Genomic DNA, 24,085 nt, shown 5'->3' on the forward strand with positions numbered 1-24,085 from the left:
TCACCGGGCGGCTCGGTCACCGACGTCCGGGCCCCGCCTCGAGGCCCCGCCGTCTCACAACCAGTTGTTGCGCCGGAACAGCACGAACAGGGTGCCCATCAGGGCGATGATGACGCCCCAGAGGATGAAATAGCCGTACACGTAGTGCAGTTCCGGCATGTTGTCGAAGTTCATCCCGTAGATGCCGGCGATCAGGGTGGGCACCGCAGCGATGGCGACGAAGGCCGAGATCTTGCGCATGTCCTCGTTCTGGCCCACCGACAGCCGGTTGAGCGAGGCGGCGAGGATGGTGGACAGCACTTCGTCGTACGACTGGATCGCTTCACGAGCCTCGGTGTGGTGGTCGGCGACCTCACGGAAGTACGCCTGCGCCTCCGGCGGGATCGCCCGGTACGGCCGGGTGGCCAGGTTGTGCAGTGGCACGCCGAGCGGCGCGACCGCCCGCTTGAACTCGATCAGCTCACGCTTGATCTGGTAGATCTGCTCCACCTCATGGGCCCCCTCCGAGGAGAAGACCGCCGCCTCCACCTCGTCGACGTCGTCCTCGAAGTCGCCGACGACCTGCTGGTAGTCGTCCACGACGGTGTCGAGCACGCCGTAGAGCACCGAGGCCGGGCCGTGCAGCAGCCGATCCGGGTGCTTCTCCATGGACTTCCGCAGCCTCTTCAGCGAGGTCTGTGACCCACGCCGTACGGTCATCACGAAGCCGGTGCCGACGAAGACCATGATCTGACCGGTGGTGACGATCTCCGAGGTCTCCGGGCGTTCCCGCTGCGGCACGTACGCCACCGTGGAGACCACCAGGAACAGGGTCCGGCCGAACTGCTCCAGCTTGGACCGGGTGTGGCCCTCGACCGCGTCCTCGATGGCCAGCGGGTGCAGGTTGAACCGGCGGGCGAGCCCTGCCATGTCCTCGTCGTCGGGGTCGTGCAGGCCGAGCCAGACGAACCCCTCGTCGGCCAGGGCGTGCGCGGTGGCCTCCGCCAGGCTCTCGCAGTCCTGTCGGGTGCCGTCGACGTACCAGCCCCAGTTCACCACCGAGTCCGGGATCTCCTGCGGGAAGTCGACGCCGTCCCAGTCGCCGCGCCGGCGTTCCGGGAGCGTACGGGGCGGGTCCATCGGTCCCGGGGACGGCAGGCCGGGGGCCATCGGAGGGCGCTGGCCCGGGGCGACCGGGCGGCGGACGGGGAACAACGACCAGGTCATCTCTATCCCTCCAGCAGCGGTTCCATCCAGGCCTCGATCTCCTCGGGTCTGCGCGGCAGCGTGTCCGAGAGCACTCGAGGGCCGTCGGCGGTGATCAGGACGTCGTCCTCGATCCGTACGCCGATGCCGCGCAGTTCCTCGGGCACCAGCAGATCGGTGGACTTGAAGTAGAGCCCGGGTTCCACGGTGATGACCATCCCCTCGCGCAGGGTGCCGAGCCGGTAGTTCTCGTTGCGGGCCTGGGCACAGTCATGCACGTCGATGCCGAGGTGGTGGGAGGTGCCGTGGACCATCCAGCGCCGGTGCTGGCCGCCCTCCTCGGAGACCGACACCTCGGGCGTCACCGGCAGCAGACCCCAGGCGTACAGGCGCTCGGCGAGGACGGTGATGGCGGTCTGGTGCACGTCCTTGAAGGTGGTGCCGGGACGGCAGACGGCGATGGCGGCGTCCGCAGCGTCGAGGACGGCCTGGTAGACCTTCCGTTGGGCGTCGCTGAACCGGCCGTTCACCGGCAGGGTCCGGGTGATGTCGGCGGTGTAGAGGGTGTCGACCTCGATGCCGGCGTCGATCAGGATCAGGTCGCCGTCGCGGACCTCGCCGTCGTTGCGGATCCAGTGCAGGGTGCAGGCATGGTCACCGGCGGCGGCGATGGTGTCGTAGCCGACGGCGTTGCCCTCGTGGCGGGCGTACAGGCCGAAGACGCCCTCCACCCAGCGTTCCCCGCGGCCCTTGGCGACGGCGTCGGGGAAGGAACGGACGACCTCGGTGAAGGCGGCGGCGGTGCGGTCGCAGGCCAGCTGCATCTGGTCGACCTCGAAGGCGTCCTTGGTGAGTCGCAGCTCGGACAGGGCGGTGGCCAGTTCGTCGTCCGGGGAGGACTGCTCGCTGTCGGCCGTCCACCGGACGCCGTGGTCCTCGCGCAGCGTGTCCACCTGGGCGGTCAGCTCGGCGTCGGCCTCGCGGACGATCCGGATCCGGGTGGAGCCGGCGTTCTTGGCCAGGGCCGCGGGCAGCTGGTCGATCGGCGCGCAGGCCAGTCCGGTCATCGCCGCCATCTCGTCCAGCGACTCGCGCTGGCCGACCCACATCTCGCCGTAGCGGGAGCTGGCGTAGAACTCCTCGTCCGTCCGTGGGGCGCGGGGCTTGAAGTAGAGCGTCGCCTCGTGGCCGCCGTCGGTGGGCTCCAGCACCAGGACGGCGTTCGGCTCCCGGTCGGTGCCCAGCCCGGACAGGTGGGCGAAGGCGGAGTGCGGCCGGAACCGGTAGTCGCAGTCGTTGTTGCGGACCTTCAGGCCGCCGGCCGGGACCACCAGCCGCTCACCGGGGAAGGCCGCGCCGATGGTGCTGCGGCGGACCGCCGCCGGATCCGCGGCGGGCAATCGGTCCGGAAGATCGGAGGAGTACGGGGCCCACCCGTCGACGATGAACGTGCGGAACGCCTCGGAGAACGGGCTCTGGCGGTTCGGCAGCTTCTCGGTGGTGGTGACCTCGTCTTCAGCCATGGCCCCCATTCTGACACCGGGCCCGGAGGAGCCGGCCCTGCCACGTCCCCGGAGAAGGGCGTCGTCGCCCGGAGACGGCGTCGTCCCTGGGGAAAGACGTCCGTGGTGCGGGGGCGGCGTACGGTCGCGGGTCGATAGAGTGGGAAACCACATCGGAACAGCGGAGGACGAATGGCGATGAAGGCCCCGGCGAGCGCACAGCGCAGGCTCCTTGACCTGAACAAGGTCGACACCACCCTCCTGCGGCTCGCGCACCGGCGGAAGCATCTGCCCGAGCATGCGGAGGTCCTGCGCATCCAGGCCGAGCTGGCCACCATCGACGACGAGCTGACCGCCGCCGAGACGGCGGTCGCCGACGGCGAACTGGCGCAGCGGCGGGCCGAGGCGGACCTGGAGCCGGTGCGGGAGCGCCGCGCGCGCGACCAGGCGCGGATCGACGCCGGGGACGTCGACGCGAAGGCCCTGCGCGGGCTGGTCGACGAGGCGGCCCACCTCGACCGGCGGATCGGGGAGCTGGAGGACCTCGAGCTGGAGGCGATGGAGCAGCTCGAGCAGGCCACCACCGTCCGCGACGAGGTGGCCGGACGCCGCGCCGGGCTGGACGCCCGGCTCAAGGAGGCGGTGGCGGCCCGGACGAAGGTCGCTCAGCAGATCGACACCGAGGCCAAGGGACAGCTGGCGGTCCGCGCCGGCTACGTGGCCGAGGTCCCGGGCGACTTGTTCGCGCTGTACGAGAAGATCCGCCAGCATCTCGGCTCGGGGGCGGCCGCCCTGGTGGCCCGCCGCTGCGAGGGGTGCGGATTGGAGGCCAACGCCTCGGACCTGCGGTCGTACGCCGCGGCCGCCGCCGATGACGTGGTGCGGTGCGCCGAGTGCGGCCGGATCCTGGTCCGCACCGCGGAGTCCGGCCTCTGAGCTCTGGCGGCACGGCGGGTGAGCCCTGGCGACTCGGCGGTGTGAGCCCCGCCGGCATGGCAGTGTGAGCCCCGCCGGGACGGCGGTGTCGCCACCCCCGCGCGTAGGGTGGGCACATGCCAGCGCGCCATCTCAACCTGCATGGCGTCGTCCCGTCCGCGCTCGCCGAGGGGGTCGCCCGCCTGCAGTCGCGGCTTCACATCCCGGATGCCTTCCCCGCCGATGTCCTGGCCGCCGCCGACGAGGCCGCCCGGGCGCCCAGCCTGCCGACCCTCGATCGTACGGACCTCGACCTGGTCACCATCGACCCGCCGGGCTCGCGCGACCTCGACCAGGCGGTCCACATCACCCGGGATGGCACCGGCTACCTGGTGTCGTACGCGATCGCTGACATCGCCGCCTTCGTCCGGCCCGGCGATCCGATCGACACCGAGGCTCATCGTCGCGGGCAGACGTTCTACGCCCCGCACCGACGGTTCCCACTGCACCCGCCCGTCCTGTCGGAGGGGGCGGCGAGCCTGCTGCCGGGCGAGGTGCGCCCGGCATTGCTGTGGCAGATCAGGTTGGACTCCGACGGGGCGACGGTGGAGAAGCATGTCGGCCGGGCCCTGGTCCGGTCCCGCGCCCAGCTCAGCTATGACGAGGTCCAGATGGAGCTGGACACCGACCGGGCGGACGACTCCCTCGACCTGCTCCGGGAGGTCGGCCTGTTGCGCGAGGAGCGTGAAGCGGCGCGCGGCGGGGTCAGCCTCAACATCCCGGAGCAGGAGATCGAGGTCCGTTCCCCCGGCCGCTGGCGGTTGAAGTTCCGTCGCCCGGTCCGGATCGAGGACTGGAACGCCCAGATCTCGCTGCTCACCGGGATGTCCGCGGCCCGGATCATGCTCGACCACAAGGTCGGCATCCTGCGTACGCTGCCGCACGCCGAGCCGACCGCGTTGTCCAAGCTGAGGCGTACGGCGGCCGCCCTGGAGATCCCCTGGCCGACCGGCCAGCCGTATCCGGAGTTCGTCCGGACCCTGGACATGCAGCGGCCCGAGGACGCGGCGATGGGGTATGCCGCAACGATGCTGTTCCGTGGCGCCGACTACGACGCGTTCGACGGGACCCATCCGCTGCTCGACGTCCACGCCGCCCTGGCCACCGAGTACGCCCACGTCACCGCACCGTTGCGTCGTCTCGTCGACCGCTACACCGAGGAGACCTGCGTGGCGCTGTGCTCCGGGCGGCCGGTGCCGGAGTGGGTGCTCGCGGCGTACGCACGCCTGCCGGAGGAGATGAACGCCTCCAACAACCGCGCCGCCACCTTCGAGCACGCGATCATCGACATGACCGAGGCACTCACCCTCTCCGGTCGGGTCGGCCAGGAGTTCGTCGGCACGGTGATCGAGCTGCGCGGGAAGGCCCCGGAGCGGGCACGGGTGATGATCAACAAGCCGGCCGTCGAGGCCGACGTGGTCGGCACCCCGCAGCTCGGCGAGCGGCTGCGGGTCCGGCTCGACCGGGTCGACGTCGCCCAGGGGCGGACGGAGTTCAGCCTCGTCGAGCACGTGCTGGGCCCCAGCCGCCCGCGCGGGTGAACCGACCGGTCGGCGGACGGGCGGGGATGGCGTAGACTGGTCCGTCGGACGAGTCGGGCGGACGGCCGCGGCACGCGAGTGCTGAGGAAAGTCCGGGCTCCACAGAGCAGGGTGGTGGGTAACGCCCACCCGGGGTGACCCGCGGGACAGTGCCACAGAAAACAGACCGCCCGCCTTCACGGCGGGTAAGGGTGAAACGGTGGTGCAAGAGACCACCAGCACCCCAGGTGACTGGGGTGGCTCGGTAAACCCCACCCGGAGCAAGACCAGACAGGGAGCGTTCGAGGGCTGCTCGCCCGAGCTCCCGGGTAGGTCGCGCGAGGCCGCTGGTGACAGCGGTCCAAGATAGATGGTCGTCGGCGCCTTCGGGCGTCACAGAACCCGGCTTATAGCCCGGCTCGTCCCCACACCTTGCCCAGACGGGTCAAGCAGCGGTGCATGAACCTGCACACCCCTGTGCATACGTGGTTCGGCGGCATCAGGCCTCACGTCGCTGTAGTTTCTGCACATGGACTGCCTGCGGGCGCCCCTGCCCAGCAGCAAATGGAGTTCCGGCGGCAGGACTGCGCAGGAGAGGACGACCAGGACCAGGGTGGGGACCAGGAGTAGTTGGCATGTACCGGGGGGATCGGGCGGCGATGGTTGGCCGGGTGGCTGATCGAAGACTGAGAATTTCGGCAACCAGCTTGCCGGATCCAGGTGTTTAGCGTTGACTAAACACGGCGAACGTGAAGTGCACGTCGGGCTGGCTGTCCGAGTCGTAGCGGTCGTCCTGCCGGACGGATCGTGTCCGTTCGACGAGTACATCGAAGGCCTTCCGGTACGCGCGAAGGCTGCGCTGGACAGCAGACTGGAGATGTACTCGCAGGTCGGTCGGTTGCGACTCACCGACCAGATGAATCGGGTGGAGGCCTCCGGGCAGAAGTCAAGAGGGAAGCGAGCTGGGGAGACACTGTGGGAGATCAAGCATGCCGACGGCCCGGGCCGGCGGCTCTACGGATACCGGGTGGGGAGTACGTTCGTCATCACCCATGGTTCCGACAAGCGGCATCAGAAGAAGCTTGCCGCCGAGGTCAAGCTGGCTCAGAAGTACTACGAAGGGTGGTGCAGTGATGTCCGTCAGGGATGAGGGTGCCGACTACCAGGAGATGGTCGCTGAAGAGCGCCTGGTCGGTGATGTCACTGAGCACATCGCCGAGGCCATGGAACAGCGAGGCGTCAGCAAGGCCGATCTCGCGAAGCTCTGTGGCGTCGGGCGATCTGCTATCACCCAGCGCCTGACAGGCCGGACCAACCTGACACTTCGCATCGTCGCCAGCACCTTGTATCGTCTCGGCTTCGGACTCGAAGTCGCCCTCGTCGATCGTCAGCACGAGAACCGCACGACAAGGCTCCGCGACTATGAAGCCGAGTTCGCCTTCGCTGAAGACCGTGCCATCGATGGATCTGATGGCGTCGTTGTCAGACTCCCTGGGATCCCTTGGGAGGCGCCAGTCACCGGTCAGCGTGGCACTCAAAGGAGTGAGCAGCTTGCCTGGTGACGGAGACGAGCAAGCCGCCGTACCGCTCGGGGCCAACCTGCTGCTCTGTCGATATGCCGAAGCGAACGATGGTCTCCTCACCATTGTCGGTGGCGGCATCATGGTCGCTCCGTCGCCCGGCTCCCCTTGGTACCTGGCTGGATCGATCGATATTCCGAGCCGTTCAGTGGCGCAGGGTTTCCATCTCCGCTTGCTCGGTCCAGACCGACTTCCGGTAATCGGTGAAGGCGGTGCCTTCATCGAGGCACGCGTCAGGGTCTCTTCCGGCAACCCACAGGATTCACCGCCGGACGATGGTCGCATGCTGAGGATCCCCCTCGTGGTCCCGCTCCCCACGACTGAGCACTTTCCCGCCGCCGATTCTCTGGGGGAGATCCAGTACTGGGAGTTCTCGGGGGAAGCGATCCGCAGCGTCCTGCTTCCCTTCCGTATGTCATGGACCGGTCCGGGGGAAGAGAATCAGGATCCGGATGAGGATGACCGGTGATCCGCCGGGAGGACAGCCCCAAGTCTTCGGCACCGTGCATGGACCTGAACCGTCGGCCGTGGTTCATCCCGAAGCGCCAGAGCAAGTAGTGCAATGTGGATCGTCGCGGGTGGCCGGGTGAATGAGGGTGAGTCAGCAGTCCGACGTGGCGGGCTTCCAGGATGCGCAGTGAGTGGTGCTGGGTCCGATGATGCCGGCGTGCCGCGCGACGAGGGTCGTCACGTTCGGTCGGGTCCGATTGAGGGCATCGGTCGCATCACTCGGAATGTGGTGCTTGGTCTGCGCCTCTCCCAGAGTCCAGTTGGAGACGCTGGTTCTGAGAGGTTGCACGCGTCTGTGTTCGTGCCGGTCCCGCCCTGCAGAACCTGAGACCGTTAGGCTCCGGCTATGAACAGGGAGCGTTGGGGAAACGTCGGCCTCGTCGTTCTGGCCGTGGTGACCGTGGCGGCCGTGGTGTTGACCTTCCTGAAGATGGAGCGCGCCACCGCCGAACCGGCGACGGCCCTGCCCGCACCGACCGCCTCGTCCGCCGCCACCCGCCCGCGGGCGGTGTTCCTCGGCGATGCCTACACCACCGGCACCGGCAGTGACGGGACCCGATGGACGACCCTGGTGGCCGAGCGGATGGGCTGGGACGAGGTCAACCTCGGCCACGACGGCACCGGCTATGTCACGTCCGTGACCGGCGACCTGGCCAAGAAGTACTGCGGTCTCGACCGCTGTCCGTCGTACGGCGAGACGGTCGACGACGTGGTGGCGGCGAAGCCGGACATCGTCGTGGTCTCCGGCGGCCGGGTCGACGGGACGAGGAAGGTCTCCTCGGCGGCCGCAGCCTTGTTCGCCGATCTCAGTTCGAAGGTGCCGGCGGCCCGCGTCATCGTGGTCGCGCCGTTCTTCGACGATGACCCTGTCCCGGCCTGGTTGACCGCGCAGGCGAGCGCACTCGAGGCTGCCGCGGCCGAGGCGGGCGTCGACTACATCGACGCCGGGCAGCCGCTCACCGGGCACAGCGAGCTCCTGTCGGGCGATGGGGTCCGGCCCAATGCACAGGGCCACGGGGCTCTCGCCGATGCTGTTGCTGAGAAGCTCGGCGACTGACCTGTGGGATCCGGCAGGCGAAGACACAGTAGGCTCACAGGTCATGGGGTTGGGGCTGAAGACGCGCGCCCGGCGGATGGCCGAGGCGATCGCGTTCTCCGGGATGGTCAGCATGCGATCGAGGTGGAAGGTGCTGCGTCGACTCGGCTGGTCCGGGATCGGCCCCGCGCACATCCGCGACGGCTGCTACATCAACGGCACCGACCTGACCACCGCTCCGGGCTGCTACTTCAACCGCGAAGTGCTGATCGACTGCTCGGCCGCGGTGACGCTCGGCAGTCACGTGCAGATCGGTCCCCGGGCGATGATCATGACCGCCACCCACCAGGTCGGCGAACAGTGCATGCGGGCCGGAGCGCCGGATCCGCGGCCGATCACCATCGGTGACGGCGTGTGGATCGGAGCGGGCGCGATCGTCCTCCCCGGGGTGACTGTCGGGGACGGGTGCATCATCGCCGGCGGCGCGGTGGTCACGACGGACTGCGCGCCGGACGGCCTGTACGCCGGCTGCCCGGCCGTACGGCACAAGGACCTGCCGGTCGCGAGCCACGGGGAGTAGGCCTGCAGTCCGGACCGCGGGTCGGCCGGCGGCTAGCTGGTCGGCCGCAGACGCGTACGGATCGCTTCGTCGACCTGGTCCTGGGTGGGCAGCCCGGCAAGGCCTCGGTCGGTCCGGTAGACCCGGCAGGCCAGGTCGTCGGTGCGTCGCCCGGGGAACAGGTCGACGCCGTCGACCAGGATCGTCGGGGAACCGGCGAACGCCACCGCGGCCGCCTCGGTTCGGGTCTGCAGGACGACGTACTCGACATCCACCTCGGCATGCCCGGCGGCGTCGAGGGCGCGACGGATCATCGCGCCGGCCTCGGCCCAGTTGGGGCATTCCTCGATGTGCAGCACCTGCACCGTCGGCCCGGCGCCCCCGGTCGGGGAGGGCTGCGGGGGAGTCGGGTCGTCGGTGGGCATCGGGCTGTCGGTGGGTATCGGGGGTGGGCCGATCAGCCGAGCTGGGCCAGCGCGGCGGTGAGGTCCGCGGCGGACAGCGGGGAGCCCTCGATCGTCCGGGCGATCCTTCCCTCGTCGAGGACCAGCACCCGCCGGCAGCTGCGTGCCAGCTCGTCGACGTCGGTGGAGATCAGCAGCACCGCGGCGCCGTTCTCGGCGGCGTCGGAGAGCTTGCCCCGCAGCACGGCACGGGCGTCGAAGTCGAGGCCGCGGCCCGGCTCGTTGACGATCAGCACGTCGGCGTCCTGGGTCATCAGTTCGTCCAGCAGGACCATCTGCTGCTGACCACCCGACAGGGTGGAGCCGGCTTCCTCCGGCTTCACCCCGTGGCGCAGTGCGCGGCGGCCACGCAGCCGCTTGGTGGCCGAGTGGAGCTTCTCGAGGGCGCCGAGGATGGTCGCGATCCCGTCGACCTCCGATTCGAAGCTGGAGCCGTCGGCCCATCCGCCGGTCATCATGGCGCGGGCGACGGACCGCTTCCGCTCCTCGCCGGTCTCCTCGTCAGGACCGGCCAGGTAGGCGATCTTCAGCAGGGCGGCGTCCTCCGCGGACGAGATGGAGCGGTTGTAGCCGTTGATCCGCAACGTCCGGAAGGTGCCGGGGGCACGGCCGTTGAGGGCTCCGACGATCGCATCCTGCCCGGCCCGGCGCGGCCCGGTGATCCCCAGCACCTCGCCGGAGAAGACGCTGAACGAGATGTCGTGGACGGGGTGACCGCTCGTCCCGGGGGCGTCCAGACCGGCCACTTCGAGGACGACCTGCTGGGACTCGTCGACCGACTCGTCGGCGTACGTACGCCCGTCGTCGGAGGCGATCGCGCGTCGACCGCCGCCGACGGGGGCTGCGGGCGCTGCCGGGCTCGGCGAGGTCGGGGTGGCGGTGGAGGCCGGCTCGGTGAACCAGGCCGGGGTCGTCTCGGCCGCCGGGGCGTCGATCCGGGCCGGCGCGGCCTTCGTCCAGGTGGTGGTCGGCGCGCTCGGGGTCGCCCACATGGTCGTGGAGGCGGCGACCGGCTGCGAAGCCGCCGGCTGTGAGGGAGCGACCGGCGCAGGGGACGGTGCGTACGACGTCGACGAGGGCGTGTACGTGGGCGAGAAGGTGTGACCCGGGGTGAACCCGCGGGCCGACTCCGTGTGAGTCGGCCCGCTGTGGGTCGACTCTGTGTGGGTCGACCCTGTGTGGGTTGGCTCGGCGTGGGGCAGGTCGGTGGGGGAGGGGTCGGTGAGCGGCGGCAGGGCGCGGGTCGGCGAGGCGGTCTCGGTCTCGGCCTCCTCGACGGCGAACTCTTCGTCCAGCCGGTCGGGGAACCAGGCGCGGCGGGCCGCGCGGGTGCGCATGTGGGCGGCGATGTCCTCGGCCGACACCTGCCGCGGATCGAGGACCTCGGGGACTCGGCCGTTGCGGACGACGGCGATCCGGGAGGCGACCGCCTGCACCTCGTGGAGACGGTGGGACACGTACAGCACGGACCGCCCCTGGCGGGTCAGTCGGCTGATGATGAAGTGGAGCTGGTCGATCTCCTTGACGTTCAGCGTCGCCGCGACTTCGTCCATGATCACCAGTTGGGCGTCCTCGGCCAGCAGCCGGACGGCCTCGACGAGGCCCTGCTCGGCGTGGGCGAGCTCGCCCAGCGGAGTGTCCGGGTCGAGGCCTACGGCGGCGTCGTCGAGCAGCCACTGGGCCGGCCGGATCAGGGCCCGCTGGGGGCGGTCGGCCTGGTAGGTGTTGCGGAAGATGGCGCGGGCGACCGTCAGCGTCGGGTCCAGGCTGAAGTCCTGCTGGATGATGCCGACTCCGCGCGACTGCGCGTCGGTGGCGTCCTTGGGCCAGTACGGCGCGTTGTTCAGGCGCATCGTCCCACCGTCGGCCTGCAGCAGACCGGAGAAGACCGACATCAGTGTGGACTTGCCGGCGCCGTTCTCACCGACGATGCCGACGACTTCGCCACGCCCCACTGACAAGTCGACACCGTCGAGGACGCGATTGCTGCCGTAGGACTTGGTGATGCCGACGATGTCGAGGAGCGTGTCCACGCGTTGTCCTCCTGGGGAAGCTGGATGCCTGGGGCGGGTCGGGGTGCTCCGATGCGCGCCGGGCCCAATCTAGTCGACTCGGCCCGGGTCAGCGATCCCCGGCCGGGTGGTCGGCGACCGTCAGCACCTCGGCACCGTCGTCGGTGACGACGAGGGTCTGTTCGAACTGGGCACAGACGCTGCCGTCTTTGGTCAGGACGGTCCATCCGTCGTCCCATTGGTACCAGTCGTAGCTGCCCAGCGTGATCATCGGCTCGATGGTGAACGTCATCCCCGGCTCCATCACGGTGGTGGCGAACGGTGAGTCATAGTGCGGGATGACCAGGCCGGAGTGGAAGGCGGTGTGCACGCCGTGGCCGGTGTAGTCGCGGACCACCCCGTAGCCGAACCGCTTGGCGTACTTCTCGATCGCCAGGCCGATCACGTTGATCCGGCGTCCCGGCTTCACCACCTTGATCGCTCGGTCCATCGCCTCCTTCGTACGGTCGACCAGGTCGACCACCTCGGGGGCGACGTCACCGCAGAGGAAGGTGTAGCAGTTGTCGCCGTGCACGCCGTTCTTGTACGCGGTGACGTCGATCTTGACGATGTCACCGTCCTCCAGCGGTCGCTGGTCGGGGATGCCGTGGCAGATCACCTCGTTGACCGAGGTGCAGATCGCCTTGGGGAAGCCCCGGTAGTTGAGCGCCGACGGGTAGGCGCCGTGGTCGCACATGTACTCGTGGGCGATCCGGTCCAGCGTGTCGGTGGTGACCCCGGGGGCGACCGCGCGGCCTGCCTCGTGCATGGCGTTCGCGGCGATCCGGCTGACCTCGCGCATCTTCTCGATGGTCTCGGCGCTCTGCACGTCGGAGCCCGTGTAGACGTCGATCGTGGGGTCGTCCTTCGCCTTGGCGGCGTACTCGGGACGGTCGATGCCGGCCGGCACATGAAGGACTGGGGTCACGGGGAACTGCTTCACGGGCGTCACGTGGGACAGGGTACTCGGCTGGTCGGCGGCATCCGGGGCCTCGCTGCGGCCGACCGGCGGGTGTTCGGGGTGGGGTCGGCGTCGACGCGACACGCCGGGCGGGACCCGGTGGGATGCTGGAGACAACGGCACGTCGACGCGCCGTCACCCGTCGTCAGGAGGGCACCGTGACCGAGGTGGAGGACACCTGGTGGTACTGCATGAAGCACCACGCGGTGGAACGTTACGAGGGATGCCGCTCGGCCGACCGGCTCGGTCCGTACTCGACGCGCGATGAGGCGGTCCATGCGCTCGAACGTGTCCAGGAGCGCAACGAGGCCTGGGACGAGGACCCGCGCTGGAACGACGAAGAGGACGAGGACGAGCGCGGCGACCGGTAGCTGGGCGGTCAGCGGCGCCAGGGATCGTCCGACCCACCGGTCTGCGGGGCGTACGTCTGCCGGTCGTACGACTGTGGGCCCTGTGCCGGCGGGGCGTACGACTGCCCCGGATAGGACTGCGGGATGTGCGGTTGCTGTGCGTACTGCTTGGACGGGTACTGCTCGGGTGGGTACTGCTGAGGCGCCTGCGGTTGCCGGGCGTACGTCTGCGGGGCCGGTGGCTGTCGGGCGTACGGCGCCGGGGCGCCGGACGGGGACGGATAGCCGACGCCCTGCCGGTCGGTGGCCGCCGGATCGGGAGGTGGGGTGTCGCGGATGGCCGGCATCTGGATGGTCGAGGCGGAGTCCTCGTCCCACTGACCGACGGAGACCAGTGCCAGGCCGCCACCCAGCGGGACCACGCGCGGGTCGCTGATCGGCGGTGACTGTGGTGACGGCGGTTCGGGGCGGACCGGGGCGCTCTGGCCAGGTCTCGACGCGGGGGCCGGTGACGCCGGACCTGCAGCCGCCGCTGCGGTGGACCCGGACCACGAGGGGCCCGAGGATCGGCGGGCCGTGGTGACACCTGGGTAGGCGGTCGGTGCCGGTCGTGCGGAGGGCGCCGGTCGTGCGGAGGGCGCCGGTCGTGCGGAGGGCGCCGGTCGTGCGGAGGGCGCCGGTCGTGCGGAGGGCACCGGAGACGCAGAAGGTGGCGGGTAGCCGGCCTGCGCCGGGTAGGGCGGTGCCGGTCGGTAGCCGGCGGGGACCGGGGTCGCCGATGTCGAGGGGCGCGGGAACGTCGTGGCATGAAGCGCCCACGGCCCGACCACCGTCTCCCGGCCGCGGGCCTGGGGACGAGGCAGCACGGCCCATGGCGCGGGACGATCGTCCCGGCTGTGGCTCCATCCCGGAAGGCGCCTCTGGATCACAGCACGACTCTACCCGGGGACCTCCCCCGGGGGTCTCCGGGCAGCCGGCCGGACCGTTCTCCGGCATGCCGCATTCCGTTGACCGTCACACCCCGCAGGTCGTCACACCGCTGAAACACAATTAGCGGCAGACTGTCAGCATGGACAAGCAGACCGAGTACGTGCTTCGTTCGCTCGAGGAGCGCGACGTCCGATTCGTCCGACTCTGGTTCACGGACGTGTTGGGGTTCCTGAAGTCCGTCGCCATCGCACCCGCCGAATTGGAGGGGGCGTTCGACGAGGGGATCGGTTTCGACGGATCAGCCGTCGAAGGCTTCGCCCGGGTCTACGAGTCCGACATGGTCGCCCACCCCGACCCCTCGACCTTCCAGCTGCTGCCGTGGCGCGAGGAGGCCGGTGGGACCGCTCGGATGTTCTGCGACATTCGCCACCCCGACGGGTCACCGTCGTGGGCCGACCCCCGCTACGTGCTCAAGCGTGCCCTGTCCCGTGCCTCGGACATGGGCTACACGTTCTACTGCCACCCTGAGATCGAGTTCTTCCTGATCGAGGCCGACCGCCAGCCGGGCCGGGAACCGACGCCGATCGACCACTCCGGCTACTTCGACCACACCGCGCAGCCCCAGGGCACCGACTTCCGGCGGGCCGCGATCACCATGCTCGAGCAGATGGGCATCTCGGTCGAGTTCTCCCACCATGAGGCGGGGGCGGGACAGCAGGAGATCGACCTGCGCTACGCCGATGCGCTGTCGATGGCCGACAACATCATGACCTTCCGGGTGGTGGTGAAGGAGGTGGCGATGAGCAAGGGTGTCCGGGCGACGTTCATGCCCAAGCCCTTCACCGAGGAGCCCGGATCGGGGATGCACACCCACATGTCGCTGTTCGAGGGGGACAACAACGTCTTCCACGACGCCTCGGCGGAGTACAACCTGTCCAAGACCGGCCGGCACTTCATCGCCGGCCTGCTGGCGCACGCCGCCGAGATCACCGCCGTCACCAACCAGTGGGTCAACTCCTACAAGCGGCTGGTGCACGGCGACGAGGCCCCGTCGTTCATCAGCTGGGGACGCAACAACCGGTCGGCACTGGTCCGGGTGCCGATGTACAAGCCGACGAAGGGCAGCTCCGCCCGGGTCGAGCTGCGCTCCATCGACTCGGCGGCGAACCCCTACCTGGCGTACGCCCTGACGCTGGCGGCCGGCCTGGACGGCATCGAACGGGAGCTCGAACTGCCCCCGGAGGCCGAGGACGACGTGTCGTCGCTGACCGCCCGGGAGCGTCGGATGCTCGGCATCAGGACCCTGCCGCGCAGCCTGGAGGAGGCCATCGAGGTGATGGAGGGCTCCGAGCTCGTCGCCGATACGCTCGGCACCCACGTGCACGAGTTCTTCCTGCGCAACAAGCGTGCGGAGTTCGATGCCTACCGACACCGGGTGACCGCGTTCGAACTCGACACGATGCTGCCCAACCTCTGACCGAGCGATACAGACTGAGGCGATACGGCCCGGGCCGAGGCGATACGGCCCCGGCCTCTGCGCCGCCGGGCCGCTGACCGAGGCCGCACCGCAGCGCTCACCAGCTGCCCGGTCGCTCCGCTGTCCGTCCCGACGGGGCTCAGCTGACCAGCGGCAGCAGGGGCGACAGGTCGGTGCGCAGCCCGGACGCGACGATGGCGTGCTCGGCCACAGCCTCGCCCCAGTCCCGACGGCCGGTCATCACCCGGAGGAACGTCGTCGGGTCGGTCTCGATCACGGCCGGCGGCGTGCCGCGGGTGTGAGCGGGCTCGGGGATGACCACCCCACCCGGCGTGGCCCGGGCCGGGTCGCCGATCTGCACCGCCGCGTACGGCGGGACGCGCACCTCGATCGCCTTGCCCGGCGCCCGGGCGGCGAGGACGTCCGCCAGGGCTCGGGTCGCGGTCGCGGTGGCGTCGGACGGCGGGGGCGTCACGGTCCGGCCGGCCTGCTCCAGCGTGCGTGCCAGGTCGTCGTGGAGGAGCACGATCTCCAGGGCCCGGACCCGCAGGTAGTCGAGCAGGCTGAGCTGGCCGGCGCCGGTCCCGACCAGTGGGGGCAGGTCGCCGGCGCCCAGCAGGGCGAGGACGTCCGCGATGACGGCGACGAGCTGGGGAGCCAGCACCGTGCCCGGGTCGCTGCCCGCAGTGTCCACCGCCAGCTCGTAGCGGCGCTGCGTCGTCGAGGTCAGGTGTGCGGCATAGCGTTCCAGGGTGACCGGGCGGGTCGCCGCGGGGCACTGCAGCTGGGTGACGACCTGGGTCAGCCGCCACAGCGACCCCGCGCACAGCAGGCGTACGTCCCAGCCGGGCCGGACCGCGGGCAGCAGGTGGTCGGCCGGTTCGAGTCCGGCGACGACGTCCTGCACGCTCCGCAACGCTGCGGCGAGGGTGTGCCGCAGCTTCTCGGTCTGGCGCTGGGTCTTCATCGTCGATGCCACCCGATCGACGCTACCGTGGCCGAGTGTCGGTCGTGTGGCGATGCGGAAAACGAGGGTCGAACGAGTGCCGTCCGGCGGTGCGTCGGCACGCGGGAGGGCGTGCGGCACGTCGCCGTCCGGCGGGGCGAGGGGACGTACGATGCGAGGCATGGATCGGCTGGAGACGAGGGTGGGACGGCTGGCGCGGCTCGGCTTCGCCGAGGCGGGCCGCGCCGAGAAGCTGCTCAGTGCCTGGCCCCACGGTGCGGACGCCTGCATCGACCTGCTGGCCGACGCGGCCGATCCCGACCTCGCGCTGACCGGACTGCACCGTCTGGTCGAGGAGGACCCCGATCTGCCCGAGCGGATGACGGACGATCCGGACCTGGCCCGGCGCCTCATCCAGGTGCTCGGCGCCAGCCTCGGGCTGCAGCTCCACCTGATCCGGTTCCCCGGCGACATCGGCGAGTTGGCCGGCCGACTGGAGCGTACGCCCGCCGCCGCGCTGCGAGCGGATCTGCTGTCCGCCGTCGGCGCCGACGAAGGGGCGGTGGCCCCGGTCGCTGACCGGCTGAGCGGCGACGAACTGCGGATCGCCTACCATCGGGCGCTGCTGCGGATCGCTGCCCGCGACCTGTGCGCCACGGACCCGAGTGCCGTCCAGCCGTCGGTCTCCGCGGAACTGGCCGACCTTGCCGACGCGGTGCTGGAGTCTGCGCTGGCCATCGGGCGCGGAGAGATCGGCGCCGAGGAGTCCGCTCGGATCCGGCTCGCCGTGATCGCCCTCGGCAAGACCGGCGCCCGGGAGCTCAACTACGTTTCCGACGTCGACGTGCTGTACGTCGTCGAGCCGGTCTGTGACGCCGCCGGTGCCCCGCTGGTCGGCGGCGACGCCCTGGCGACGCTGGGGACGAAGCTGGCGTCGGCGTTGCAGCGAGTGTGCTCGGCCCACTCGGGGGTCGGCACCATCTGGCCGGTCGACGCGGCGTTGCGGCCGGAGGGCAAGGCGGGGCCGCTGGTCCGTACGTTGGCGAGCCACCGCACCTACTACCAGAAGTGGGCCAAGGCGTGGGAGTTCCAGGCCATGCTCAAGGCCCGTCCGGCCGCCGGTGACCTGCCGCTCGGGCAGGCCTTCGTCGATCTGGTCGCGCCGATGGTGTGGCAGGTCGGTGGCCGCGAGGGCTTCGTCCACGAGGTGCAGGCGATGCGCAAGCGGGTCGTCCGCCTCATCCCCGCCAAGGAGCAGGGCCGGCAGATCAAGCTCGGCGAAGGGGGCCTGCGCGACACCGAGTTCACCGTTCAGTTGCTCGAGTTGGTGCACGGGCGGGTCGACGACAGGGTCCGCCAGGCAGGCACCCTGTCCGGCCTGGAGGCGCTGGTCGAGCACGGCTACGTTGGGCGCGAGGACGGCGCGGAGATGGCGGCGGCCTACCGGTTCCAGCGCACCATGGAGCATCGGGTGCAGCTCTACAAACTGCGACGTACGCACCTGATCCCCGAGGACGAGGCGGACCTGCGCCGCCTGGGCCGGTCCCTCGGGTTCCGCCGTAATCCGGCCGAGGAGGTCGTTCGGGCGTGGCGGGAGAGCACTCGCCAGGTGATCGGACTGCACCAGCGGGTGTTCTACTCCCCGCTCCTGGAGGCGGTGTCGCGGATCGCCACCGAGGAGTTGCGGCTCACCGCGGATGAGGCCGAGGACCGGCTGCGCGGTCTCGGCTACGCCGATCCGCGGGCGGCGCTGGCGCACCTGGCGGCGCTCACCCAGGGGATGACCCGGCAGGCCGAGATCCAGCGCCAGATCCTGCCGGCGATGCTCGGCTGGTTCGCCGACGGTCCCAACCCGGACGCCGGGCTGCTGGCGTTCCGCAAGGTCTCCGAGGGGCTCGGCCGGACCTCCTGGTATCTGCGGGCGCTGCGGGACCGCGGCGCGACGGCCGAACGCCTGGCGCTGATCCTGTCGACCAGCCGCTACGCCACCGACATGCTGTTGCGCTCGCCGCAGTCGGTGCAGATGCTCGCCGACGAGGCCGAGGAGCTGCCCCGGCCGTTGGAGAAGCTGGTCGCCGACTTCACCGCGACGGCGCTGCGCCACGACGACGCCCGGTCGGCGGCGGATGCGATCCGGGCATTGCGGCGGGCCGAACTGCTGCGGGTGTCGATGGCCGACATCCTGCACCGGATCGACGTCGAGGATGTCGGTGACGCCCTGTCCACGGTGGCCGCAGCCACGCTGGAGGCGACCCTGCAGGTGGTCGCCCGGGAGGCTGCGGAACGCGGCGAGCCGCTCCCGGCGATCGCGGTGATGGCGATGGGCCGGTGGGGCGGCGGTGAGATGTCGTACGCCTCCGACGCCGACTGCATGTTCGTCATGGAGGACACCGACGACCCTGAACTGCAACGGCGCGCGATCGCGGCGATCACCCGGCTGCGGGAGGTGTTGCGCCGGCCCGGCGCCGATCCGGCGCTGGAGATCGACGCCGACCTGCGTCCGGAGGGCAAAGGCGGGCCGATGGTCCGCTCGCTGGAGTCCTTCCGCGCCTACTACCACCGGTGGTCGTCCACCTGGGAGGCGCAGGCGCTGGTCCGGTGCGCCGTCGGTGCGGGTGATCTCGCACTCGGCGAACGGCTGCTCGCCGAGATCGCGCCGTTGCGCTGGCCGGAGGGCGGGCTGACCGAGGCCCAGGTGCGCGAGATCCGTCGGCTCAAGGCCAGGATGGAGGCCGAGCGGCTGCCGCGCGGCGTCGAGCGGTCACGGCACACCAAGCTGGGTCCCGGCGGTCTCAGTGACGTCGAGTGGGTGGTGCAGCTGATCCAGTTGCAGCACGCGTACGAGCATCCGGAGCTGCGGACCACCCGGACCTTGCCGGCGCTGCGGGCGGAGCGTGACCTCGGGCTGATCAGTGCCGCGGACGCCGCGGTGCTGGAGGAGGCGTGGCTGTTGGCCAGTCGGATCCGCAACGTCATCATGCTGGTCAGGGGGCGGGCGTCCGACACGCTGCCCACCGACGGGGCGGACGCGGCGGCGGTGGCGGCGACGATGGGCTTCGAGGGATCGGGCCCGTTGAAGGCGCACTACGGCGAGGTCACCCACCGGGCGCGGGGCGTGGTCGAACGGCTGTTCTGGGGCGACTGAGGGGCGCGGGGCGGCGTACGACCACGGACATTGCATCGGGGGGAATGGCGGTGAGGGGGAAAATGCATCGGGGGCCGGCGCCGTCCTGTGACGGCCCGGCCCCCGACGACTGACGTAGGGATCAGGATTTTGCCTTGTGGTCGCAGTTCGGGCAGGTGCAAGCGGCTACCGTCGCTCCGCATCCGCACTGACACAGCGGCTCGGCATTCTTCGTGCTCTCACTCATCCGGTCCCCTTTCGTTGCGCCCTGCAGTTGTCCCAGTCTGCATCGGATACGGGGTGTCGGCGCGGGATGTGACCGGACTCTCGCTGCGGTCGCCCGTGGTGGTCGCCGGCCCGCCGGGGCGGCGTCCCGTCGTCCGGCACGGTCGGCCGCCGTGTGGTCCGGGGGTCCCTGGTGGACCGGGGTACCGTACGGGGGCGACAGCCTTCTCGCCGTCGATCCCACCCCCCAGGAGATCGTCATGACCATCGCAGTCCTCGGCACCGGCCGGGTCGGGCGCACCCTCGCGGCCGGCCTCGCGGGGCTCGGCCACACCGTCGTGGTCGGCACCCGTGACCCCGGCACTACTCTCGCCCGCACCGGCCCCGACCGGATGGGCACCCCGCCGTACGCCACCTGGGCGGCGGAGCACCGCGACATCCGGCTGGCCACCTTCGCCGCGGCCGCCGCAGAGGCGGAGATCGTGGTCAACGCCAGCAACGGGGCAGCGTCCCTCGACGTGCTGGCGCTGACCGGCGCCGACAACCTGGCCGACCGGCTGCTGATCGACGTCGCCAATCCGCTGGACTTCTCCGCCGGCTTCCCGCCGACCCTGCTGCTGAAGGACACCGACTCGCTCGCCGAACGGATCCAGCGGGGCTACCCGCGGACCCGGGTGGTGAAGACGCTCAACACCCTCACCGCCGACCTGATGGTCCACCCCGAGACGCTGCCCGAGGAGACGACCGTCTTCGTCTCCGGCAACGACGCCGACGCCAAGGCGACCGTCACCGCCCTGCTGACCTCCTTCGGACACACCGACGTCGTCGACCTGGGCGACATCACCACCGCCCGCGGCACCGAGATGTGGATGCCGCTGTGGCTGCGGCTGGCGGGCGCGCTGGGGACGCCCTACTTCAACCTGAAGATCGTCCGCTGACCGGTCACTCCCGCAGGTCGAAGCCCAGGTCGAGCACCGTCGCCGAATGGGTCAGCGCGCCGACCGAGATGTAGTCCACCCCGGACGCACCGTACGCCGCCACGTCCGCCAGCGTCAGGCCACCGCTCGCCTCGGTGCGGACCCCTGCCGGGTGGGCGAGGTCGACGGCGGCGCGTGCGGTCTCGGCGTCCATGTTGTCGAGCAGCACCAGCTGGGCGCCGGCCTCGATCGCCTCGGCCACCTGGGCGAGGGTGTCGCACTCCACCTCCACCGCGATCTGCGGGGCGTGGCGGCGGACGGCGGCGTACGCGGCGGCCACCGATCCTGCGGCAGCGACGTGGTTGTCCTTGATCAGGGCGGCGTCGCCGAGGCCCATCCGGTGGTTGACCCCACCCCCGCAGCGCACCGCGTACTTCTGCAGGACGCGCAGCCCCGGCACGGTCTTGCGGGTGTCACGGACCCGGGTCGGGGTGCCGGCCAGGGCGTCCGCCCAGGCGGCGGTGGCGGTGGCCACGCCGGACAGCTGGCAGAGCAGGTTGAGCATGCTCCGCTCGCCGGTCAGCAGGGTGCGCAGCGGGCCGCTGGCGGTCAGCACCCGGTCACCGGGCCGGACCCGGTCACCGTCGGCCGCCACCAGGTCGACCTGCACCGTGGTGCCGTCGCGGTGGGCCTGGGTGTGCAGCACGGCGGCCGCGACCGGCACTCCGGCCAGGCAGCCGGGCTTGCGGGAGACGACGTCGGCGGTCCCGGTGGCCTCGGGCGACAGGGTGGCCTCGGAGGTGACGTCCGGTCCCCAGGAGAGGTCCTCGGCGAGCGTACGATCCGCCACCTCGGCGACGTGCCGGGGATCGAGGCCTGCGGCGGTGAGCGCCGCAGTGATCGTGTCGGGCCAGGGGAAGATCGCGGTCATGCCAGTGCCTCCAGGGGGAGCGTACGGGTGGGGAGCGATGCGTCGGCGAGTGGCTGCCGGGTCACCACGGGGGCGCCGTCGGTGCCGAGGGCGAGGCACAGATGGTGCTGCCAGTCCGCGACCGGGTCGGGATGGTCGGCCCGCCGGTGGCAGCCGCGCGACTCGGTGCGGGTGATCGCGGCGGTGGCGACCAGGGTGGCCACGGTGTGCAGGTTGGTCATGTCGAGGATGGCGTCGTCGAGCACGCCCCCGCCCGGCCGGCCCGCGGTTTCGAGCGTCGGCAGCGCGGCGAGGTCGGCCAGGGCGCCGTCGAGCGCCGCAGCGGTCCGGGACACCTCCACCCCGCGATCCATCACAGCGCGCAGCCGGTCGCGATGGGCCGGGTCGACCAGCGGGGCGAGGCTGGGGGAGCCCGGGCGGTCGCGGCCCGCACCCTGGTGGGCGAGGCCCGGCGCAGCCGGCGGGAGGGTGGCCCCGGACGGACGCGACGCGGCCGGCCGTAAGGTCCCACTGCGCCAGTCGGTGGCCAGCAGGGCGCCGACCCGGTCGCCCGCGACCAGGCCCTCGGTCAGCGAGTTCGAGGCGAGTCGGTTGGCGCCCTGGACGCCGGTCGCGGCCACCTCGCCGACGGCGTACAGGCCGGGCACGTCGGTGTGGCCGTCGAGGTCCGCCGCGACGCCGCCGCACAGGTAGTGGGCGCCCGGCCGGACCGGGATCGGGGTGGTGACCGGGTCGATGCCGCGCTCGCGGCACATCGCCAGGATCGACGGGAAGCGCTCGCTCCAGGTCCGCTCGCCGAAGCCGCGCCCGTCGAGGAGCAGGTGGTCGGCCCCGGTGCGCGCCATGTGGGCCTGCATCGCCGCCGAGACGACGTCCCGGGGAGCCAGATCGGCCAGCGGGTGCAGCCCCGCCATCACCCGACGCCCCGCCTGGTCGATGATCACCGCGCCCTCGCCCCGGACGGCCTCGGAGACCAGCACACCCCGATCACCGGGCACCCGACGGGCAGGGTCGATCCACAGCACGGTGGGGTGGAACTGGGTGAACTCCATGTCGCGGACGGTGGCGCCGGCCCGGTAGGCCATCGCGATGCCGTCGCCGGTGGCCACCGTGGGATTGGTGGTGAGCGGCCAGACCTGGCCGATGCCTCCGCTGGCGAGAACGACCGCGGCGGCCGACCAGTCTCCGATGGTCCCGTCGTCCTGACGGACCCGGACCCCGCGCACTCGGCCGGCCGGATCGGTGAGGACGTCGACCGCGCGCAGGTGCTCCAGCACCTCCACCGAGGAGCCGGGCGCGCCGATCGCCCGGCGCAGGGCGGCGGACAGCGCCCGCTCCACCTCGTGGCCGCTCGCGTCACCGCCGGCGTGCAGGATCCGGCGAGCGTGGTGGCCGCCCTCCAGGTGCAGGTCGTACGCTCCCTCGGCGTCCCGGTCGAACCGGGCGCCGAGCCGGACCAGTCGGCGGATCGCCGCCGGGGCACCGTCGACCAACTCGCGGACGGCGGCGGGCTCGCACAGACCGGCTCCGGCGACCAGGGTGTCCTGCACGTGGCAGTCGGCGGAGTCGGTGGCGTCCCAGACCGCGGCGAGGCCGCCCTGGGCCCAGTCGGTCGAGCTGTCGGCGAGGCCCGCACGGGTGAGCAGCACGGTCGGCACGCCGGCCGCGGCGAGGTGGACCGCGGCGGACAGACCGGCCGCCCCGGACCCGACGATGACCACCCCGGTCGAGCGCTGCCAGGCAGGGCGGGGGGTGGGGAGACGTACGGTCATCTCACTCGCCCCGCCCGGTCCGACCGATGGCGACCATCCGCTCCACGGCGGCACGAGCCTTCGCCGCGACGCCTGCGTCGACCTCGACCTCGTCGGTGCCGTTGCGCAGGCTGGCGAGCAGCTTCTCCGGGGTGATCATCGCCATGAACGGGCAGGCCGCGCGCGGGTTGACCGGCTCGAAGGTGGTGCGCGGGTTGGCGGCCCGCAACTGGTGCAGCATGCCGATCTCGGTGGCGACCAGCACCTTCTCGGCCGTCGCGGTCCGGGCCAGGTCGAGCATCCCGCCGGTGGACAGCACATGGGTGCGTTCTGCCGGGAGCTCGCCGGACTCGGCCAGCCACAGCGCGCTGGTGGTGCACCCGCACTCGGGGTGCACGTAGAGCTCGGCGTCCGGGTTGGCATGCACCTTGTCGACCAGGGCGGACGGGGAGATGTCGGCGTGGACGTGACACTCGCCGAGCCAGACGTGGATGTTGTCGCGGCCGGTCATCCGGCGGACGTGGGCGCCGAGGAACTGGTCGGGGCCGAACAGCACCGGGGTGTCGGCGGGGATCGAGGAGACCACCTCGACGGCGTTCGACGAGGTGCAGCAGATGTCGGTCTCGGCCTTCACCGCCGCGGTGGTGTTCACGTACGACACCACGACCGCACCGGGGTGCTCGGCCTTCCATGCGCGCAGCTGGTCGGCGGTGATGGTGTCGGCGAGCGAACACCCGGCCTGCGCGTCCGGGATGAGCACCCGCTTGTCCGGGGCGAGGATCTTGGCCGTCTCGGCCATGAAGTGCACCCCGCAGAAGACGATCGTGCTCGCGGCGGAGGTCGCGGCGATCCGGGACAGTGCCAGCGAGTCGCCGACGTGGTCGGCGATGTCCTGGATGGGAGCGGCCTGGTAGTTGTGCGCCAGGATCACGGCGTCCTGCTCGTCGGCGAGTCGCCGCACCTCCGCGCGCCAGGCGTCCCCGTCGGGGGAGGCCCAGGTGCGCCGGTCGGGGCCGAGGTCGGTGATGGTCACGGATACTCCTTCGTTCGGTTTTCGACTATAAGGCGAAAACTGAGGTGAACTGTAGCAT

Annotated in this window: 21 protein-coding genes and 1 other RNA gene; 12 read left to right on the top strand and 10 right to left on the bottom strand. The window is 71.1% G+C overall.

What is annotated here, in order from left to right:
• Positions 1–54: 54 nt before the first annotated feature.
• Entirely contained in the window at positions 55–1,206 is a 1,152-nt protein-coding gene (locus tag R0146_RS09780; protein WP_317689155.1) for a magnesium and cobalt transport protein CorA, read from the bottom strand.
• Positions 1,207–1,208: 2 nt separating this feature from the next.
• Positions 1,209–2,717 (bottom strand): aminopeptidase P family protein, encoded by a 1,509-nt coding sequence (locus R0146_RS09785; protein WP_411567136.1) that lies wholly within the window; start codon positions 2,715–2,717, stop codon positions 1,209–1,211.
• Positions 2,718–2,885: 168 nt separating this feature from the next.
• Between R0146_RS09785 and R0146_RS09790 the strand changes: the two genes are divergently transcribed.
• From R0146_RS09790 to R0146_RS09825, 8 genes are all read left to right on the top strand, one after another.
• On the top strand, positions 2,886–3,623 hold the full coding sequence (locus R0146_RS09790) for a zinc ribbon domain-containing protein (RefSeq protein ID WP_317689159.1): 738 nt from the start codon (positions 2,886–2,888) through the stop codon (positions 3,621–3,623).
• Positions 3,624–3,739: 116 nt separating this feature from the next.
• Positions 3,740–5,203, top strand: coding sequence for an RNB domain-containing ribonuclease (locus R0146_RS09795; protein ID WP_317689161.1), 1,464 nt, complete (start codon positions 3,740–3,742; stop codon positions 5,201–5,203).
• A 49-nt stretch (positions 5,204–5,252) separates the two neighbouring features.
• An RNA gene (gene rnpB / locus R0146_RS09800) (RNase P RNA component class A) lies at positions 5,253–5,608 on the top strand.
• A 328-nt stretch (positions 5,609–5,936) separates the two neighbouring features.
• The gene (locus R0146_RS09805) at positions 5,937–6,332 is read left to right on the top strand and encodes a type II toxin-antitoxin system RelE/ParE family toxin (protein WP_317689163.1); all 396 of its coding nucleotides are present in this window, start codon (positions 5,937–5,939) and stop codon (positions 6,330–6,332) included.
• Positions 6,316–6,744 carry a helix-turn-helix domain-containing protein gene (locus R0146_RS09810; protein WP_317689165.1) on the top strand — a complete coding sequence of 143 codons (429 nt, stop codon included), beginning with the start codon at positions 6,316–6,318 and terminating at the stop codon, positions 6,742–6,744. Before R0146_RS09805 ends, R0146_RS09810 begins: the two co-directional genes overlap by 17 nt.
• Positions 6,725–7,231 carry a hypothetical protein gene (locus R0146_RS09815; protein ID WP_317689167.1) on the top strand — a complete coding sequence of 169 codons (507 nt, stop codon included), beginning with the start codon at positions 6,725–6,727 and terminating at the stop codon, positions 7,229–7,231. Before R0146_RS09810 ends, R0146_RS09815 begins: the two co-directional genes overlap by 20 nt.
• Before the next feature lie 387 nt (positions 7,232–7,618).
• Positions 7,619–8,329, top strand: coding sequence for an SGNH/GDSL hydrolase family protein (locus R0146_RS09820; RefSeq protein WP_317689169.1), 711 nt, complete (start codon positions 7,619–7,621; stop codon positions 8,327–8,329).
• A 43-nt stretch (positions 8,330–8,372) separates the two neighbouring features.
• A complete protein-coding gene (locus tag R0146_RS09825; protein ID WP_317689171.1) occupies positions 8,373–8,888 on the top strand; it encodes an acyltransferase in 516 nt (171 codons plus the stop codon).
• A 32-nt stretch (positions 8,889–8,920) separates the two neighbouring features.
• Here the strand turns inward: R0146_RS09825 and R0146_RS09830 are convergent, their stop codons facing one another.
• The 3 genes from R0146_RS09830 to map form a co-directional block, all read right to left on the bottom strand.
• Positions 8,921–9,292: a DF family (seleno)protein gene (locus R0146_RS09830; RefSeq protein WP_317689173.1), complete on the bottom strand. Its 372-nt coding sequence runs from the start codon at positions 9,290–9,292 to the stop codon at positions 8,921–8,923.
• 32 nt (positions 9,293–9,324) lie between these two features.
• The gene (locus tag R0146_RS09835) at positions 9,325–11,364 is read right to left on the bottom strand and encodes an ATP-binding cassette domain-containing protein (protein ID WP_317689175.1); all 2,040 of its coding nucleotides are present in this window, start codon (positions 11,362–11,364) and stop codon (positions 9,325–9,327) included.
• An 88-nt stretch (positions 11,365–11,452) separates the two neighbouring features.
• A complete protein-coding gene (gene map / locus R0146_RS09840; protein ID WP_317692367.1) occupies positions 11,453–12,211 on the bottom strand; it encodes a type I methionyl aminopeptidase in 759 nt (252 codons plus the stop codon).
• 290 nt (positions 12,212–12,501) lie between these two features.
• Here map and R0146_RS09845 point away from each other — a divergent pair, with 290 nt between their 5' ends.
• Positions 12,502–12,714 (top strand): hypothetical protein, encoded by a 213-nt coding sequence (locus R0146_RS09845; RefSeq protein WP_317689177.1) that lies wholly within the window; start codon positions 12,502–12,504, stop codon positions 12,712–12,714.
• A gap of 8 nt (positions 12,715–12,722) precedes the next feature.
• Here the strand turns inward: R0146_RS09845 and R0146_RS09850 are convergent, their stop codons facing one another.
• Complete coding sequence (locus R0146_RS09850) at positions 12,723–13,115, bottom strand: hypothetical protein (RefSeq protein WP_317689179.1); 393 nt, start codon at positions 13,113–13,115, stop codon at positions 12,723–12,725.
• Between the two features lie 647 nt (positions 13,116–13,762).
• Between R0146_RS09850 and glnA the strand changes: the two genes are divergently transcribed.
• Positions 13,763–15,100, top strand: a complete 1,338-nt coding sequence (gene glnA, locus R0146_RS09855) for a type I glutamate--ammonia ligase (RefSeq protein WP_317689181.1) — start codon at positions 13,763–13,765, stop codon at positions 15,098–15,100.
• 139 nt (positions 15,101–15,239) lie between these two features.
• Here glnA and R0146_RS09860 read toward each other — a convergent pair whose 3' ends face one another.
• Complete coding sequence (locus tag R0146_RS09860) at positions 15,240–16,079, bottom strand: sterol carrier family protein (protein ID WP_317689183.1); 840 nt, start codon at positions 16,077–16,079, stop codon at positions 15,240–15,242.
• Positions 16,080–16,227: 148 nt separating this feature from the next.
• Between R0146_RS09860 and R0146_RS09865 the strand changes: the two genes are divergently transcribed.
• Both R0146_RS09865 and R0146_RS09870 read left to right on the top strand, forming a co-directional pair.
• On the top strand, positions 16,228–19,191 hold the full coding sequence (locus tag R0146_RS09865; protein WP_317689185.1) for a bifunctional [glutamine synthetase] adenylyltransferase/[glutamine synthetase]-adenylyl-L-tyrosine phosphorylase: 2,964 nt from the start codon (positions 16,228–16,230) through the stop codon (positions 19,189–19,191).
• Between the two features lie 464 nt (positions 19,192–19,655).
• The gene (locus R0146_RS09870; RefSeq protein WP_317689187.1) at positions 19,656–20,333 is read left to right on the top strand and encodes an NADPH-dependent F420 reductase; all 678 of its coding nucleotides are present in this window, start codon (positions 19,656–19,658) and stop codon (positions 20,331–20,333) included.
• A gap of 4 nt (positions 20,334–20,337) precedes the next feature.
• On the opposite strand, the gene nadC is transcribed toward R0146_RS09870, so the two are convergent.
• From nadC to nadA, 3 genes are read right to left on the bottom strand one after another with little or no spacing between them, the layout of a single operon-like run.
• Entirely contained in the window at positions 20,338–21,243 is a 906-nt protein-coding gene (nadC, locus tag R0146_RS09875; RefSeq protein WP_317689188.1) for a carboxylating nicotinate-nucleotide diphosphorylase, read from the bottom strand.
• Positions 21,240–23,015 carry an L-aspartate oxidase gene (locus R0146_RS09880; RefSeq protein WP_317689190.1) on the bottom strand — a complete coding sequence of 592 codons (1,776 nt, stop codon included), beginning with the start codon at positions 23,013–23,015 and terminating at the stop codon, positions 21,240–21,242. Before R0146_RS09880 ends, nadC begins: the two co-directional genes overlap by 4 nt.
• 1 nt (position 23,016) lies before the next feature.
• Complete coding sequence (gene nadA, locus R0146_RS09885; protein WP_411567195.1) at positions 23,017–24,021, bottom strand: quinolinate synthase NadA; 1,005 nt, start codon at positions 24,019–24,021, stop codon at positions 23,017–23,019.
• Positions 24,022–24,085: the final 64 nt, after the last annotated feature.

The organism is Raineyella sp. LH-20 (assembly GCF_033110965.1).
Classification (GTDB): domain Bacteria; phylum Actinomycetota; class Actinomycetes; order Propionibacteriales; family Propionibacteriaceae; genus Raineyella.